Annotated in this window: 15 protein-coding genes; 12 read left to right on the top strand and 3 right to left on the bottom strand. The window is 73.5% G+C overall.

Annotation, left to right across the window (positions count from 1 at the left end):
- Positions 1-10: 10 nt before the first annotated feature.
- The 7 genes from FS641_RS11515 (at position 11) to FS641_RS11485 (ending at position 6,325) form a co-directional block, all read left to right on the top strand.
- Entirely contained in the window at positions 11-973 is a 963-nt protein-coding gene (locus tag FS641_RS11515; RefSeq protein ID WP_144763926.1) for an ABC transporter permease, read from the top strand.
- Positions 970-1,944: an ABC transporter permease gene (locus tag FS641_RS11510; protein ID WP_144763924.1), complete on the top strand. Its 975-nt coding sequence runs from the start codon at positions 970-972 to the stop codon at positions 1,942-1,944. Before FS641_RS11515 ends, FS641_RS11510 begins: the two co-directional genes overlap by 4 nt.
- Positions 1,941-2,747 (top strand): ABC transporter ATP-binding protein, encoded by an 807-nt coding sequence (locus FS641_RS11505; protein ID WP_144763922.1) that lies wholly within the window; start codon positions 1,941-1,943, stop codon positions 2,745-2,747. Before FS641_RS11510 ends, FS641_RS11505 begins: the two co-directional genes overlap by 4 nt.
- Positions 2,747-3,514, top strand: a complete 768-nt coding sequence (locus FS641_RS11500; protein WP_144764583.1) for an ABC transporter ATP-binding protein — start codon at positions 2,747-2,749, stop codon at positions 3,512-3,514. The genes FS641_RS11505 and FS641_RS11500 overlap by 1 nt, the downstream gene beginning before the upstream one ends.
- Before the next feature lie 123 nt (positions 3,515-3,637).
- Positions 3,638-4,648, top strand: coding sequence for a heavy metal-binding domain-containing protein (locus tag FS641_RS11495; protein ID WP_144763920.1), 1,011 nt, complete (start codon positions 3,638-3,640; stop codon positions 4,646-4,648).
- A gap of 19 nt (positions 4,649-4,667) precedes the next feature.
- Positions 4,668-5,486, top strand: coding sequence for a heavy metal-binding domain-containing protein (locus FS641_RS11490; RefSeq protein ID WP_144763918.1), 819 nt, complete (start codon positions 4,668-4,670; stop codon positions 5,484-5,486).
- Complete coding sequence (locus FS641_RS11485) at positions 5,483-6,325, top strand: hypothetical protein (protein ID WP_144763916.1); 843 nt, start codon at positions 5,483-5,485, stop codon at positions 6,323-6,325. The genes FS641_RS11490 and FS641_RS11485 overlap by 4 nt, the downstream gene beginning before the upstream one ends.
- A gap of 49 nt (positions 6,326-6,374) precedes the next feature.
- Here the strand turns inward: FS641_RS11485 and FS641_RS11480 are convergent, their stop codons facing one another.
- Entirely contained in the window at positions 6,375-7,058 is a 684-nt protein-coding gene (locus FS641_RS11480; RefSeq protein WP_260855798.1) for a class II aldolase/adducin family protein, read from the bottom strand.
- A complete protein-coding gene (gene otnK / locus FS641_RS11475; protein WP_144763912.1) occupies positions 7,055-8,275 on the bottom strand; it encodes a 3-oxo-tetronate kinase in 1,221 nt (406 codons plus the stop codon). The genes FS641_RS11480 and otnK overlap by 4 nt, the downstream gene beginning before the upstream one ends.
- A gap of 115 nt (positions 8,276-8,390) precedes the next feature.
- Between otnK and argG the strand changes: the two genes are divergently transcribed.
- Both argG and FS641_RS11465 read left to right on the top strand, forming a co-directional pair.
- Positions 8,391-9,833 (top strand): argininosuccinate synthase, encoded by a 1,443-nt coding sequence (argG, locus tag FS641_RS11470; RefSeq protein ID WP_144763911.1) that lies wholly within the window; start codon positions 8,391-8,393, stop codon positions 9,831-9,833.
- A 195-nt stretch (positions 9,834-10,028) separates the two neighbouring features.
- Positions 10,029-10,925 carry a manganese catalase family protein gene (locus tag FS641_RS11465; protein ID WP_144763910.1) on the top strand — a complete coding sequence of 299 codons (897 nt, stop codon included), beginning with the start codon at positions 10,029-10,031 and terminating at the stop codon, positions 10,923-10,925.
- Between the two features lie 79 nt (positions 10,926-11,004).
- Here the strand turns inward: FS641_RS11465 and FS641_RS11460 are convergent, their stop codons facing one another.
- Positions 11,005-12,438, bottom strand: coding sequence for a PLP-dependent aminotransferase family protein (locus FS641_RS11460; protein WP_186317720.1), 1,434 nt, complete (start codon positions 12,436-12,438; stop codon positions 11,005-11,007).
- 22 nt (positions 12,439-12,460) lie between these two features.
- Here FS641_RS11460 and FS641_RS11455 point away from each other — a divergent pair, with 22 nt between their 5' ends.
- The 3 genes from FS641_RS11455 (at position 12,461) to rlmN (ending at position 15,607) form a co-directional block, all read left to right on the top strand.
- Entirely contained in the window at positions 12,461-13,186 is a 726-nt protein-coding gene (locus FS641_RS11455) for a pyridoxamine 5'-phosphate oxidase family protein (RefSeq protein WP_222122089.1), read from the top strand.
- Positions 13,187-13,508: 322 nt separating this feature from the next.
- Positions 13,509-14,336, top strand: a complete 828-nt coding sequence (locus FS641_RS11450) for a C40 family peptidase (RefSeq protein WP_186317719.1) — start codon at positions 13,509-13,511, stop codon at positions 14,334-14,336.
- A gap of 29 nt (positions 14,337-14,365) precedes the next feature.
- Positions 14,366-15,607 carry a 23S rRNA (adenine(2503)-C(2))-methyltransferase RlmN gene (rlmN, locus tag FS641_RS11445; RefSeq protein WP_144763908.1) on the top strand — a complete coding sequence of 414 codons (1,242 nt, stop codon included), beginning with the start codon at positions 14,366-14,368 and terminating at the stop codon, positions 15,605-15,607.
- Positions 15,608-15,982 lie beyond the last annotated feature (375 nt).

Here is a 15,982-nt window from a genome sequence, read left to right as displayed (position 1 = left end):
ACCGCACCGCATGACCGTCTACGTCCTCCGCCGCCTGGGCATCCTCGTGGTGTCCCTGCTGGTGGCACTCGTGGTGGTCTTCGCGCTCCTGCGCATCCTGCCGGGTGACCCGGCGAACGCGTTGCTCGCGGCGAACGCCACCCCGGACCAGATCGCGGCGGCCCGTCGGGCGGTGGGCTCCGACCTCCCGCTCGCCGAGCAGTTCACCACCTGGCTCGGGCAGATGCTGCGGTTCGACCTCGGCACGTCGTTCACGAGCGGCCTGCCGGTGCTCCCCGACCTCGCGCAGCGCCTGGTCGTCACCGTCCCGCTCACCCTGATCGCGTTCGTCGTCGCGGTGGTCGCCGCGTGCCTGGTCGGCTTCGTCGCGGCGGCCAGGGCGGACCGCTGGTACGGGGTCCTGCTCTCCGCCGTCACCCAGCTCGGTGTCGCGGTCCCGGTGTTCTGGATCGGCATCCTGCTCGTCCAGGTCGTGTCGCTGCAGTGGGGGCTGCTGCCCTCGAGCGGGTTCCCCCGCGACGACTGGACGTACCCGGGAGACGCGCTGCAGTCGCTGGCGCTGCCGATCGTCACCGTCGCCGTCGTGATGACCGCGTCGATCGCCCGGTACGTGCGGAGCGCGGTGCTCGACGTGCTCGGCGCCGACCACATCAGGACCGCCCGGGCACTCGGCGCGTCGACCGCGTCGGCGTTCCTGCGGCACGGCGTCCGGTCCGCCCTCGTGCCGGTCATCGCGGTGCTCGGCATCGAGCTCGCGAGCACCTTCCTCGGTGCCGTCGTCGTGGAGAGCGTCTTCGCGCTGCCCGGGCTCGGGAGCATGCTCGTGACCGGGATCGAGCAGCACGACTACCCGAGCATCCAGGGCGTGCTGCTGGTGTCCACCGTCGCGGTCCTCGTGATCGGCTTCGTCGCCGACGTCGTGCAGCGGATCGTGGACCCGCGCCTGCGGTCGAGCGTCTCGGGGAACCGATGACCGGCCGCCGCTCCGTCTCGCTGACGATCGGCGTCGTGTTCGTCGGGGTCGTCCTCGTCGCCGCCGTCGTGTCCCTGGTCTGGCTGCCGTACTCGCTCTACGACACGAGCGGTGGCCGGCTCACCCCGCCGGGCGCCGCGCACTGGCTCGGCACCGACACGCTCGGCCGTGACCTCGCCACGCAGCTCCTGGTCGGCGCCCGGATCGCGCTCACGACCGGGATCGGCGCGGTGCTGGTCGGTGGCGTCCTCGGCACGGCCGTCGGGCTCGCCGCCGCGTTCGCCCGACCGTGGCTCGACGACACGCTCTCCGCGGTGCTCGACATCGTCATCGCGTTCCCGACGCTCCTCGTCGCGATGCTCCTGGTGGCCGCACGCGGTGCGTCGCTCGGCACCGCGATCGTCGCGATCGGCATCGTGATGGCGGCGGTCGTCGCCCGGGTCGTCCGGATCCTCGCCCGACGGGTGCTCCGCCAGGACTACGTCACGGCGGCCCGCACGTCCGGCACGACCTGGGTCGGGATCGTCACGCAGCACGTGTTCCCGAACATCTGGCCGACGCTCGCGGTCAACCTCGCGCTGCAGTTCGGTCTCGCCGTGCTCGCCGAGGCGAGCCTGTCCTACCTCGGCCTCGGTGCGCCGCCGCCGAACGCCTCGTGGGGACGGATGCTGCAGGACGCGCAGCAGACCGCCGCCGAGGCACCCGCCGGCGTCCTCTCGCCCGGACTGGCGCTGGTGGTCCTGGTGATCGGTGCCAACCTGCTCGCCGACGGCCTGCGGGACGTCGGCGACCCGACCCGTCGCGGACGCGGACCGACCCGTCGCGGAAGCGAGTCGCCCCGTCGCGGACGCGGGCCGACCCGCGGTCGTGCGTCGCGCCTCCAGTCCGGACCGGCGGCCGCCGTCGTCCCGGACGCGGCGGCGCCGGATGCGACAGACACACCGGGGGCACCGGACAGGAGGCCCGCATGACGCCCGCCATCCAGGTCACCGACCTGCGGATCACCACGGCCGACGGCGCGGTGCTCGTCGACGGTGTCACCTTCACGGTCGAGGACGGAGCACGCCTCGGCATCGTCGGCGAGTCCGGCAGCGGCAAGTCGCTCACCGCGCTGGCGGTGATGGGGCTGCTGCCCGCAGGACTCGTCGCCTCCGGCTCCGTCCGCGTCGGCGACGTCGAGGTCGTCGGCGCCCCCGAGCGGACGCTGCGCACGATCCGCGGCCGCGTCGTCGCACCGGTCTTCCAGGAGCCGATGACGGCACTCGACCCGCTCATGCGCGCGGGGGACCAGATCGCCGAACCCCTGCGGCGTCACCGCGGGCTCCGCGGTGACGCGCTCCGCCAGGCGGTCCGTGCGGCCGTCGGCGACGTCGCCCTGCCCGACCCGGAACGCATCGAGCGGGCGCACCCGTGGGAGCTGTCCGGCGGGCAGCGGCAGCGGGTCGCCATCGCGATGGCGCTCGCGTGCCGGCCCCGCGTGCTCATCGCCGACGAGCCCACCACGGCACTCGACGTCACGGTGCAGGCGCAGGTGCTCGACCTGCTCGAGAACGCGGTCGCCGACCGGGGGATGGGCCTGCTCTTCATCAGCCACGACCTGCCCGTCGTCGCGCGGACCGTCGACCGGGTGCTCGTGCTCGAGCACGGCCGCACCGTCGAGGAGGGCACCGTGCAGCAGGTCGTGGCGCACCCCGCCGAGGCGTACACCCGGCGGCTCGTCGGCAGCGCCCGGTCACTGCAGGACGCACTCGACGCCGGACGGAAGCGCGCGTGATGGACCCGCTCCTCGCACTCGACGACGTCGCGTTCCGCTACCCGGGACGGCGATCCGGGCTCGCCCTCGACGGCGTCTCCGTCGCCGTGCGCCCCGGCGGCCACGTCGGCATCGTGGGGGAGTCCGGCGCCGGCAAGTCCACGGTGCTCCGGCTCCTGCTGGGACTCGCCGCTCCGGACAGCGGGACGGTGTCGTTCGACGGCGCCCCGCTCGACGTCCGCGACCGCCAGGCGATGCGCCGGTTCCGTGCCGCGGTGCAGCCGGTGTTCCAGGACCCGTACTCCTCGCTCGACCCCCGGCAGCGCGTGGACCGCATCGTCGGGGAACCGCTCCGGTCCCTCGGCGTCGCGTCCGGCTCCGAGGCGGCCGACCGTGTCGAGGCAGCGCTCCGTGACGTCGGGCTCGACGGCGACGCCGGCGGCCGCTACCCGCACGAGTTCTCCGGCGGGCAGCGCCAGCGCATCGCGATCGCCCGCGCCGTGGTCTCCGGGCCGCGGGTCCTCGTCGCCGACGAACCCGTGAGCGCGCTCGACCTGACGACCCGGGTCGCGGTGCTGGAGCTCTTCGAGCGGCTCGCGGCCGAGCACGGCATGACGATCGTGCTCGTCTCGCACGACCTCGCCGTCGTCGCCCGGCTGTGTGCGACGACGGTGGTGCTCCGGGGTGGCCGCGTGGTGGAGCAGGGCGACACCCGGCGCGTGCTCGCCGAGCCGGAGTCCGCCTACACCCGGGCGCTGCTCGACGCGGTGCCGCGCCTGCCGGTCTGACCGACCGGTCGCCGGTCGGGTCCCGCTGAGGGTTCCGACAGCCAGCCCCGCGGGGCACCACGGGAGTGCCATGCTGAGGCGAGGTGCGGGACCCGCCGCACGTCGCGCCTCCCGGGGGTGGTCATGCCGCAGTGGACCGATGGTCTCCCGCCCGCCGCCCACGCGCGCGCAGCTCGGCAGCGGGAGAGCGGCGTCGCCGGCTCCCTGCTCTCGGCCCCGGGTGCCGCGGCGATCGCGTCGGTGTCCCTGCAGCCCGTCGGCGAGGTGTTCGGCAGCCTGGTCGTGCAGCTCGGCTGGACCGGCGGCGGCTGCGGGATCTGGGCGATGTCCGCGCCGGGTGCGACGGGCTTCGGCTTCCCCGGCGGCGCACGCGGGCCGTTCTCCGGGTGGACGTCCCCGGTGCTCACCACGGGCGGACGTGGCGGCCGCAACGCCGGGTTCGGCGCCTACGTCCACGCGTTCGCGCACGCCTGGCACGGCGCCCACGACCGGATGGTCGCCGAGGCCGCGATGCTCGCCGCGGACGGTGTCGTCGGAGTGCGGATCACGCGGCGGCGTCTCGACGGCCAGATCTGGGAGTTCACCGCCGTCGGGACCGCGGTCCGCACCCTCGACGCGTCGATCAGCCCGCGCGCCGCGGCACCGGGCACGGTCCGGTCGTCCGGGGCGGCGGGGCCGTGGACCGCGGGGTTCTCCGCCGAGCACGTCACCGCCCTCCTGCAGTCCGGGTTCGTGCCCCGCGGCATGGCCCTCGGGCTCTCGGTGTCGACGAAGCACGAGGACCCGCTCCTGCGGCAGCAGCGGTCGACGTGGACGGGGAACACCGAGATCGACGGGCTGACCCACCTGCTCGAGGCCGCCCGCGACGACGCCCGACTCCAGCTCACCCGGCGTGCGACCGTCCTCGGCGCGTCGGACCTCGTCGTGACCGACAGCTCCGTCGGCGAGTTCGAGACGTCCTGCGGAGACGAGGCCGACCTGCACGCCGAGGCGCTGTTCGTCGGCACCGGGATCGCGAAGGGCCCCATGCACGCGTTCCGCGGTCGTTCCGCGGACGCCGCGGCCCGGAGCGACGTCCTGTCCGTCATCCCGCTCACCGACCCCGGCGTGCGCTCCGCCACCCGCCACCTGTGACCGACCGAGAGGCCCGACCATGAGCACCCCCGACCTCGGCAGCGTGCCGCTCCCCGCCGACGCCACCGCCCGGCTCGCCGACGGGGCCGGACGCCTGTTCACCTCGGACCTGTCGGTGAACGAGTTCCTGCTCGTCCGGCAGGCCGGCTTCCGCCCGGTCGGACTCGTCCTCGGGTCGAGCGTCTACCACGTCGGGATCCAGGCGGGGCGGTGGAGCAAGAACATGGAGCTCGACAAGCTCAGCCAGGCCATGTACCACGCCCGCGAGCTCGCGATGACCCGCATGGAGGCCGAGGCGGACCGGCTCGGCGCGGACGGCATCGTCGGCGTCCGGCTCGAGATCGAGTTCAAGGAGTACGGCAACGACCTCGCCGAGTTCATCGCCGTCGGCACCGCCGTCGTCGCGGACGCCCCGCCGCCCACCGGGACATGGCGGAACACGAAGCGCCTGCCGTTCACGTCGGACCTGTCGGGGCAGGACTTCTGGACCCTGATCCAAGCCGGGTACGCGCCCCTCGGGCTCACCATGGGCACCTGCGTCTACCACATCGCCCACCGGGGCATGATGTCGTCGATGACGACCTTCGGCATGAACACCGAGATCCCGCAGTACACGGAGGCGCTCTACGACGCGCGGGAGCTCGCGATGGGCCGCATGCAGACCGAGGCCGAGCACCTCGACGCCGAGGGCATCGTCGGCGTCCAGCTGCTCTCCCTCCCGCACCGCTGGGGCGGCCACACGACCGAGTTCTTCGCGATCGGCACCGCGGTGCGCAGCCTCCGACCCGACCACGTCATCCAGACACCGACCCTCGTCCTGCCCCTCACCGATCGATGACCGACGGAACCCCCGCGTCGCCCGTCCCGCTCGACGCGACCGCCGACCCGCAGACCCTGCTCGACGGGCTCGCCGACGCCGCAGCGCGCGCCCTGCCGAGCGCCGTCGTCGACCAGGCGCTCACCGTGGAGCGGAACCGGACGCTCGCCGACCGCCTGGCCGGCAGACCGGGAGCCGTCCGTCGTGTCCGCCTGGACGGCGTGGACGAGACGCTCACCCTCGAGCGCGACGGCCGGCACCTGCGGGCCGAGGCGGCGCAGATCTCCGGGGGAGTCACCATCGCGCGCCGACAGCCGCCGCTCGGCGCCTGGCTCGAACGGTTCGCGGCGGAGGTCGCGGGGATCACCGCGGAGGCGGCCGGCGACACCGCAGCGGTCGCCGCGTCGCTCGGGAGGCTCGGGATCCGCAGCGTCGATGCGTTCCGTGTCACGGACGCGGACGTCACCGGTGGTCTGGCCGCGCTGACCGCGGCGGCCGCCACGCGCCTCCCGTCCGACGCAGCGGCCACCGTTGGTCGCATCGCGGACCTGCTGACCGACGCCTTGGCGCGGGTCGGCAGCGGTGACGCGGAGGTCGTCGTCACCCGCACCGCGACCGCCTACCTGCCGGACACGCTGCGTGCCTACGCCGCGCTGCCCACCGACTGGGCCGCGACCCACCGGTTGTCGGACGGGTCGACGCCGCTCGACGCGCTGCGGCGACAGCTCGCCGCCCTCGAGTCCGCGGCGCAGGGGATGCGCGACGCCGCCGTCGAGCGCGATGCATCGGCCGTCGTCGTGAACGGGCGGTTCCTCGACGACCGGTTCCGCCAGGTCGATCCCGGGCTCGATCTCGGTTGAACGCCGCGCGGGGCGGCCGGACGTGCCGTCCTCGGAGCGGGGCTCCTCGTCAGGACACCCCGGCGGCGCCCGCCGACCGTGGTGTCCACGCGGTCCCGGAGCGGCCGGCGAGTTCGCGTGCGTCCGTGTCGCTCAGGAGTCGTCGGTCGTGCCCGGCGGTGAGGACGCTGATCCGGCAGGCCTCCTCGAGCTCGACGGCGGCGTCGAGGGCGTCGGCGAGGTCGACGCCGCTCACGACCTGACCGTGGTTCGCGAGGAGGACGGCGCGCGAGGGCGTCGGTTCGTCACGGATCAGCGCACCGATCTCCGGGTGTCCCGGCGCCCGGTAGGGCACGAGCGGGGTCTGCCCGACGCGCATGACGAAGTACGGCGTGATCGGTGGGACGGCGCTCGTCGACGACCACGGCGCCAGACACGACGCCGCGACGGAGTACGGCGAGTGCACGTGCACGCAGGCGCCGTGCGCCGGGTTCCTGGCGTACATGGCCAGGTGCATGGCGACCTCTTTCGACGGCTGTGCGCCACGCACGTGGGTGCCGTCGAGGGTGAGCTCCGCGACGCCGGACGCGTGCAGGTCGCCGAGGTCGGTGCCCGTGCCGGTCATGGCGATGCGCCCGTCGAGGACCACGCTGACGTTGCCGGAACTGCCCAGGGTGAGCCCGGCCGCGGCGAGCCGTCGTCCGGCGTCTGCGAGCACCTCGGTGACCTGGTCGAGCCAGCTGTCCGCGGTCACGCGAGTGCCTCCCATGCGGTGGTGAACATGTCCGGTCCGCCGAAGTTCCCGGACTTCAGGGCGAGCACCACGCGGTGCCCGGCGGCGGTGGCGCCCTCGGCCCAGCACACGCCGGGGGCGATCACGGGTCCGATGCTCAGACGATCGACGCCGAGGCCGGACACGACGGCGCCGGACGTCTCGCCGCCGGCGACGATGCACCGGGTGACGCCGGCGGACACGGTCCGGAGCACGATCTCGGCGAGCGCGTCCTCGACGAGACCGGGACGGTCGCCGTCGTCCGCGACGTCGGCCAGATCCCCGACGCTGTACACGACCGGTGTGCTGTCGGCGGGCTGCTCGAGGACCCAGGCGACCACCTCGTCGACCACCTGCGGCAGGCCGGTCGTCAGCCGTCCGACGTCGAGTCGACGGGCGGGCACTCCGGCCGCCACGGCGACGGCGATCTGCTCGCGGGTGCGGGCGGATGCACTGCCGCACACGACCAGCGCACGCCCGGGTGGCGTCGCGAAGGCCGTCGCGGTGTCGGCCCCGCCGACCGCGATCCCGGAGGCCAGACCGGAACCGCCGGACCGCAGCACGTCGTCGGCGGTCGCCGTGGCGATGGTGACGAGGTCGTCGTCGTCGATCGCGTCGACGACGACGTACCGAGCCGCGCGCTCGGCGATCGCCGCGGCGACGGCCCGGTGCCCCAGGCGCACGGTGCCGAGGTGGACCTCGCCGACCGGGTACCGCGTCTGCGGTCGGAGGAGCTCGGCGATGCGGGACCGTCTCATCGGCGTGAGCGGGTGGTGTCGCATCGACGAGTGTTCGAGCAGGTCCGACCCGACGAAGAGGTGCCCCTGGTAGGTGGTCCGGCCGTTGTCGGGGAACGCCGGTACGACCACGCAGTGGTCGGCGCCGGTCCGCGCGACGAGGGCGTCCAGGACCGGCCCGATGTTGCCCTCGTCGGTGGAGTCGAAGGTCGAGCAGTACTTCAGGAAGAACCGGTCGTGCCCTGCCGCGACCAGGCGGTCGAGTGCGGCCAGCGACTCCTGGACCGCCGTCGTGACCGGAGCCGTCCGCGTCTTCAGCGCGACCACCGCCACGTCGACGTCGGGGGAGGCCGGCACCGCGGCGCCGGTGAGCACCTCGGTCCGGTACCCCCGGGCGGCGTAGGCCGTCGCGATGTCGGTCGCACCGGTGAAGTCGTCGGCGATGACGCCCATCGTGGCCATGGCGTTCCTCCCGCGGGTCCGTGGTCCGACCCGAGCGTAAGCCGCGCGGTCGCCGCGTGCCCGACCGTCCACGTGGACGGCCGGGCATCGCGGCCCGTCCCCTACGATTGACGACGTGTCCAAGGTCCTGAGCAGTCTCCCCGTCGGCGAACGAGTCGGCATCGCGTTCTCCGGAGGTCTCGACACCTCCTGTGCCGTCGCCTGGATGCGCGAGAAGGGAGCGGTGCCCTGCACGTACACGGCCGACATCGGTCAGTACGACGAGCCGGACATCGACGCCGTCCCCGGTCGCGCCCACGAGTACGGTGCGGAGATCGCCCGTCTCGTCGACGCGAAGAGCGCCCTGGTCGAGGAGGGCCTCGTCGCCCTGCAGACCGGCGCCTTCCACATCCGCTCCGGCGGCAAGACGTACTTCAACACCACGCCGCTCGGCCGCGCGGTCACGGGCACCATGCTCGTCCGCGCCATGAAGGAGGACGGCGTCGACATCTGGGGCGACGGCTCCACCTACAAGGGCAACGACATCGAGCGGTTCTACCGCTACGGCCTGATGGCGAACCCGCGACTGCGCGTCTACAAGCCGTGGCTCGACTCGGAGTTCGTCCGTGAGCTCGGCGGCCGCACGGAGATGAGCGAGTGGCTCGTCGCCCGCGGGTTCCCGTACCGCGACGCCACCGAGAAGGCGTACTCCACGGACGCCAACATCTGGGGTGCGACGCACGAGGCGAAGAGCCTCGAGGAGCTCTCCAGCGGGCTCGACATCGTCGAGCCGATCATGGGCGTTGCCGCGTGGCGCGACGACGTCGAGGTCGCCACCGAGGAGGTCAGCGTCCGGTTCGATGCCGGTCGCCCGGTCGCGATCAACGGGGTCGAGTACGCCGACGCCGTCGCACTCGTCGTCGAAGCGAACGCAATCGGTGGCCGCCACGGCCTCGGCGCGTCCGACCAGATCGAGAACCGCATCATCGAGGCGAAGAGCCGCGGCATCTACGAGGCCCCCGGCATGGCGCTGCTCCACATCGCCTACGAGCGCCTGCTCAACGCGATCCACAACGAGGACACCGTCGCGTCCTACCACAACGAGGGCCGCCGCCTCGGCCGCCTGATGTACGAGGGACGCTGGCTCGACCCGCAGTCGCTCATGCTCCGCGAGTCCCTGCAGCGCTGGGTCGCCTCCGCCGTCACCGGCGAGGTCACGCTGCGACTGCGCCGCGGCGACGACTACACGATCCTCGACACCACCGGTCCGGCGCTGTCGTACCACCCGGACAAGCTCTCGATGGAGCGTGTCGGCGACGCCGCGTTCGGCCCGGACGACCGCATCGGCCAGCTCACGATGCGGAACCTCGACATCGCCGACTCCCGCGCCCGACTCGAGCAGTACGCGGCCGCCGGGCTCATCGGCGGCGCCACGGGTGACCTCGTCGGGTCCCTCGAGGCCGGCGAGTCCGAGGAGATCCTCGGCGGTGCGGTGGTCACCACCGACGCAGCCGACGCGCTGGGCCGCGCGACCGACGCGGCGTCCGAGGGCGCGGCGTTCGACTCCGGGACCGACTGAGCGGACTCCGCCACCCGACGGGCGGACCGTCTGCCGGACAGGAGGCTCGGTGCCAGCTGGCACCGAGCCTCCCGTCCGTCCGAGGGCGCGACGGTCCGCCCGGGCGCCGCTCGACTGCGTCTCGTGGACCATCTGGACGGGCGCGGTCTCGCTGCCGCGTAGCGATGGGGTCTCGACGACGGAAGCGAGACAACCATGTTCCGATACGAGCGCGGCCTCCAGTTCCAGGCGGTCCCCGAGAAGCCCGACGTGCTGCTCGCCAAGCGGTTCCAGGAGATCCTGGGCGGCCAGTTCGGTGAGATGACCGTCATGATGCAGTACCTGTGGCAGGGGTTCAACTGCCGCATCCCCGGCAAGTACAAGGACATGATCATGGACATCGGGACCGAGGAGATCGGTCACGTGGAGATGCTCACGACCATGCTCGCCCGGCTCCTCGAGGGGGCGCCGAGCGACGAGCAGGCGAAGGCGATGGAGGCGAACCCGACGCTCGCCGCGATCATGGGTGGGATGAACCCGCAGCACGCGATCGTGACGGGTGGCGGCCCGATGCCCACGAACAGCCAGGGCGTCCCGTGGACGGCCGGGTACATCGTCGCCAGCGGCAACCTGCTGACCGACTTCCGGTCGAACGCCGCCGCCGAGGGGCAGAGCCGCCTCCAGACGAGCCGGGTGATGCAGACCACCGACGACCCCGGCGTCCGCGAGATGCTCGCGTTCAACCTCGCCCGTGACACGTACCACCAGCAGCAGTGGATGCGGGGGATCGAGCAGCTCATCGAGGACGGCCTCGCCGACGACGAGATCGAGCACTCGAACAAGGAGCACGAGCGCGAGGACCAGACGAACACGTTCTGGAGCTTCTCGGAGGACAGTCGGGCGGCCGAGGGTGCGTGGGTGACCAAGGGCACCTACGACGGCCGACCGGTGGAGTTCATCGCCGACCCGCAGCCGTCCGCGGACCTGGGGGAGCTCCCGCCCGCCGACCCGGCGCTGTTCGGCACCGGCGCGAAGCCGGCCCCGACGACGGCCGGTGGCCTGAAGCAGGCCGCCGAGACGGTCATCGACAAGGCCAAGGACGCCCTGTCCTGACCCCGGAGGGACCAGACAGGAGGCTCGGTGCCGGTCCGGCACCGGGCCTCCCGCGCGTCACGGTGCGGCCGCGGTCGGGTCAGCCCGCCGCGAGCTCCTCGACGAGCGCGTCGAGCGCGTGCTCGAGTGCCGGCAGCGTGAGCGCCCCGTAGCCGAGGACGATGCCGTTGCCCACCGAACCCCGGGTCACGGCGTAGTCCGCGAGGTCGGACACCAGGACCCCGCGTGCCGCGAGCCGCGCCACCAGCTCCGTCGATGCCGGGGCACCCGGCCACGTGACCACCGTGTGCAGCCCGCCGTCCAGGGCACGGGCCTCCAGTCCGGGGACCGGCGGGAGCCTGCCGGCGGCGGGTCGCAGTCGGGCCGCGATCGCCGCGCGCCGGTGCGTGTAGTCCCGCCGCACCCGACCGAGGTGTCGGCGGAACGCCCCTGTGCGGAGCAGGTGCGCCAGGGCGGCCTGCACCGGTTCCGCGACGACGGGCCCCCGCGCGGTCCGTGCGCCGACCACGGCCTCGCTCGTCGCGGGGTCCTCCGGGAGCACGACGTAGGCGCAGCGCAGCCGCGGGTCGAGCGTCTTCGAGAACCCGCCGACGTGGAGCACCGCCGAGCTGAGCGCGGCGAGGGCCGGCACGGGGCGGCCACGGTGCCGGAACTCGGAGTCGTAGTCGTCCTCGACGACGAGCGTGTCGGTCGCGGCGGCCCACGCGAGGAGCTCCTGCCGGGCGCCGACCGGCATGACCGACCCGAGCGGGTACTGGTGCGTCGGCGTGACCAGCACCGCGTCCACCGTGACGGCGGCGAGTCCCGGCAGCCAGATCCCGTCCGCCAGGACGGGGACCGGTACCAGCACGCCGCCGGCGCTCGTCACCGCTCGGCGACCAGCACGGTAGCCGGGGTCCTCGACGGCGATGCGCGGGGCGCGGCCGAGCCGCGTGCGGAGCGCCTCGGTGACCAGGGACAGGGCCTCGGCGGTGCCGGCCGTGACGACGACACGGGACGGGTCCGGTGCGAAGCCCCGGCTCAGCCCGAGCTGGGCGGCGACCTGGTCCCGGAACGAGGGCAGTCCGAGCGGATCGGACAGCGTGTTCCGGAGCGGCAGGTCCGCGGCGGCTCGCCACGCGGCACGCCAGTCCCGCGGGGCGATGGCGGTCACGGCGGGGATGCCGGGTCGCGCGTCCACGACGTCCGCGGCGAGGTCTCCGCTCGACGGCAGGAGCGAGCGCGTCCCCGTCCGCGCGGGCGCGGTCGCCGCGTGCTCCACGGACGCGACGACCCGGGCCGCGGCACCGTGCCGGGTCCGGATGTAGCCTTCGCCGTCGAGCTGCTCGTACGCGGCGACCACGGTCCCGCGTGCCACACCGAGTTCCGCCGCGAGGGCCCGGGTGGACGGCAGCGCGTCACCGCCCCGCAGCGTGCCGTCGTGCACCATCGTGCGCACCCGCGCGGCGACGGCCGCGGCCTTCCCGAACTGGTCCACCGCGCACCGCCCGATCTGGACCACGCACTGGTCCACCGGTGACCCTAGCGTGACGGACATGCCCACCGCAGCCGTCCCGTCCATGTCCGTCCGTCGCAAGCGCGACCGTCAGCTGACCGACCCCGAGGCCCTCCGCGAGGTCCTCGCCGAGGGGCTCGTCGCCCACGTCGGGTTCGTCCGGGGCGGCCACCCGGTCGTCCTGCCGTTCCTCTGCGGTGTCGGCGACCTCGGTGACGGTCCCGTCCTGCTGTTGCACGGGTCGACCGGCGGCGGGCTGTTCCTCGACGCCGGGCCGGAGGGCGTGCCGGTGGCGGCGACGGTCACACACCTCGACGGCCTCGTCTTCGCGCGCTCGACCGCGGACAGCTCGGCGAACTACCGGAGCGCGATGGTCGCGGGGCGTGCCACCGTGGTCCCGCCCGCGCTCCGGGTCGAGGCGCTCTGGCAGGTCAGCGACCACCTCATGCCGGGGCGCCGTAGCGAGGTCCGCGAGATGACCGACCGCGAGGTCGCGCAGACACAGGTGCTCCAGGTCCCGCTCGAGCACGCCAGCGTGAAGGTGCGGTTCGCCGGGCCGGGCGAGGGCCAGGACGACGGCGAGGACCACGGGGTGTGGGCCGGCGTCCTGCCGCTCGCCGTCCGACCAGGGCGACCGGTTCCGGGGGACATCTCGGGGGACAGGACCGTGGACCCCTCGGTCGGACGCCTGGCAGCGCGGTTGGACGCGGTGGCGACCGCACGGGAGGCCCGGCTCGCCGCCGTCATGCGGCCGTCGGCCCGGTAGGGGGTCGGTCACGGGCACTCCGGACCCTGTCGGTTCCTGTGACGGCCCGCAGGGACTCCCCGCCGTTGCCCAGCTGGGGGCGGGTCCGTGACCAATACGTTATCCAACCGAGCCGCCGTCCCCGCGGGTCCGTCCGCATCGCTGCGTGGCGCCCGCGCTGGACCACCCGGCGGCTCGAGACCCGGAAGGAACCATGGGACGCCACGCCCTGCCTGCAGCAGTCGACGACCGTCAGCCCGCGCAGACCGCCGCAGCGGCACCGCCCGCTCCCGTTCCCGCGTCGACGCCGCGCGCACGAGGACGGCGATCAGCAGCCGGGCCCGTGGCCGCCCGCTCGACCTTCGTCCCGCGCACCGAGCCCGCGCGGGTGGTGGCACTCCGGTCCGCACGCCCGGTCGTGACCGCCGCGGCCGCCCAGCAGCCCGGTACCGCGTTCCAGAGCCGCTCCGGCGCCCTCCGTGCCGAGCGGGCGCTCGACCCCCGGCACGTCCGACGGTCCGTCAACGCCAAGCGCGCCGCGATCCTGCTCGCCCCGGCGCTCGCCTTCACCTCGGCACTGACGATGTCGATGCCCGCGAACGCGGCGACCCCGGACGCACCCGTCCTGCCGACCACGACGACGTCGCTCGCCGTGCAGAACTACACCGTCGCGCACGACGTCGAGGTGCCGATCAACACCACGGACGGCATGAGCGTGACGACCAGGACGGTCGTGTCCTACCCGACGCTCGTCACGCGCTTCGGCGTGACCACCGCCCAGGCCCAGGCGGCACTGTCCACCGCGCTCTCGGCCGGTGGCGCACGTGCCACGGTCCTGTCCACGGCGTTGCAGTACCTCGGCGACCCGTACGTCGAGGGCGGCGCGAGCCACTCCGGCATCGACTGCTCCGGCCTCACGATGGTGGCCTACCAGGCGGTCGGCATCCAGCTCGCCCACTACGTCCCGACGCAGGACGCCGTCGCGACGACGATCCCCGAGTCCGAGGCGCTCCCCGGCGACATGGTGGTCTACGACAACGAGGACCACGTCGGGCTGTACCTCGGCGAGGGGCTCGTGCTCCAGGCACCGCACCCCGGCGAGGTCGTCGACATCGTGCCGATGTACGCCGCAGCGCACCACTTCGCCCGCCTGCTGCCCGCCGGGTCCTGATCGCCCCGCGCGTCCCGTACCCTGGAACGATGGCCGCAGACACCCGCACCCCCTTCGAGGAACAGCGCGCAGCACGCTCCGCCCGTCCCCAGGTGCGTCCGCGGACCGAAGGGTGGACGCAGGCGACCGACGGCGAGGGGCGCCCGCTCCTGCAGTTCGCGTCGCCGAAGCGTGGCAAGCCGCCGGAGCACCTGGCGGACCTGACCGTCGCCGAGCGCGAGGCGAAGGTCGTCGAGCTCGGCCTGCCGAAGTTCCGTGCCAAGCAGCTGTCGACGCACTACTTCACGCACCACACGTCCGACCCCGAGCGGATGACCGACCTCCCTGCCGCCCAGCGGGAGCAGCTCGTCGCGGGGATGCTGCCGCCCCTGCTGACGGAGACCCGGCGCCTGGCGACGGACAAGGGCGACACGATCAAGTTCCTCTGGAAGCTCCACGACGGGGCCCTCGTCGAGTCGGTGCTGATGCGCTACCCGGGCCGCATCACGCTCTGTGTCTCGTCCCAGGCCGGGTGCGGCATGAACTGCCCGTTCTGCGCGACCGGGCAGCAGGGACTCACCCGGAACATGTCGACCGCCGAGATCATCGAGCAGATCGTCCGGGCCAACGCGGCCATCGCGGCGGGGGAGCTCGGGGGCGACCCGCGCAAGGGCGGCAAGGACCGCGTCGACGCAGAACGGGTGACCAACATCGTGTTCATGGGCATGGGTGAGCCGCTCGCGAACTACAAGCGCGTGATGGACGCCGTCCGGACCATGGTGGCGCCCCAGCCGCACGGCCTCGGGATGAGCGCCCGTGGCATCACGGTGTCGACGGTCGGGCTGGTACCGGCGATCAACAAGCTCGCCGACGAGGACATCCCGATCACCTTCGCGCTGTCGCTGCACGCCCCCGACGACGAACTGCGCGACGAGCTCATCCCGGTGAACTCGCGGTGGAAGGCCGACGAGGCGATCGACGCCGCGTACAACTACTTCGCCAAGACCGGGCGGCGCGTCTCGATCGAGTACGCGCTCATCAAGGACATGAACGACCACGCCTGGCGTGCGGACCTGCTCGCGGAGAAGCTCAACAAGCGCGGCAAGGGCTGGGTGCACGTCAACCCCATCCCACTCAACCCGACCCCCGGCTCGGTGTGGACCTCGTCGGAGGTGCACGTGCAGGACGAGTTCGTCCGCCGGCTCAACGCCGCCGGCATCCCGACCACCCTCCGCGACACCCGCGGCAAGGAGATCGACGGAGCTTGCGGCCAGTTGGCCGCAGCCGAGTAGTCGGCGCTCCCACCAGGGGCACGGTGCGTTCGCGCACCGTGCCCCTTCGTGTCGGCGGGGTCCGCGCCGTCCTGTTGCTGGCGGGTGCTCGGCCCGTCCGAGCAGGCCGATCGCCGGGGTCCGAGGGTGCGACACGCCCGGGGGGAGCAACGGTTGGCGAGGCCCGCGGGGCGTGTGTAGAGTAATCACTCGTTGCCGCTGAGGCGGAGAACGGAACGGCCGAGACAGACACCAGAGCGCGAGCTCAGGAGTCGCAGTCCGGACGGGGTCCCGCTCAGGCAACCAGCCCCGGAGTCCTGCTCCGGTGGCACACACCAAGTACGAATGCCTCTCTGGCGGAGCCTCTTTCGGGGTCGAGCGGGGAGTGCGTCTGGT

Origin of the sequence: Curtobacterium sp. 9128 (assembly GCF_007673775.1) — a bacterium.
GTDB lineage: Bacteria > Actinomycetota > Actinomycetes > Actinomycetales > Microbacteriaceae > Curtobacterium.
This window is presented reverse-complemented; position numbering and strand designations above follow the sequence as displayed.